This is a genomic window from Undibacterium sp. JH2W, from assembly GCF_049340425.1.
Taxonomy (GTDB): domain Bacteria; phylum Pseudomonadota; class Gammaproteobacteria; order Burkholderiales; family Burkholderiaceae_D; genus Undibacterium.
The window spans coordinates 1-417 of the sequence record NZ_JBMPOT010000076.1 but is presented as its reverse complement, the minus strand read 5'-3'; the positions used below and the strand labels follow the sequence as shown (position 1 = coordinate 417).

Sequence of the window (417 nt, the reverse complement as noted above, 5' to 3'; positions counted from 1 at the left end):
GGTCGTACACCAATTCAAACACTAATTGACGGAAAGGAGGCGTGGCACGATAAAATCACAAAACTAAATAACTGAATTTGATCTGACAATTCCGCACTTCAAACCGGGTGACTGTCAGATCGGGTCGGATCGCAACTACTACATCTCAGTGTGTCCCTCTTGTTTCTCTCTGAGTCTCTGTGTTCAGAGGTCTTGGGGTTAGTTTTTGATTCTTTTGATGTCTGTTACGGCTAATGGCGTGAAGTATTTTCCGTTTGCGCAAAAGCAAAACCCCCACTCAATTGCTTGAGTGGGGGTATGCGGAATAAAAGCCTGACGATAACCTACTTTCACACTGGTTGCAGCACTATCATTGGCGCGTAATCGTTTCACGGTCCTGTTCGGGATGGGAAGGGGTGGTACCGATTAGCTATGGTC

The 417-nt window shown here is 46.3% G+C and carries 1 rRNA gene; it reads right to left on the bottom strand.

What is annotated here, in order from left to right:
* Nucleotides 1–310 precede the first annotated feature (310 nt).
* A 5S ribosomal RNA gene (rrf, locus tag ACO0LC_RS29180) occupies nucleotides 311–417 on the bottom strand; the annotation flags it as partial.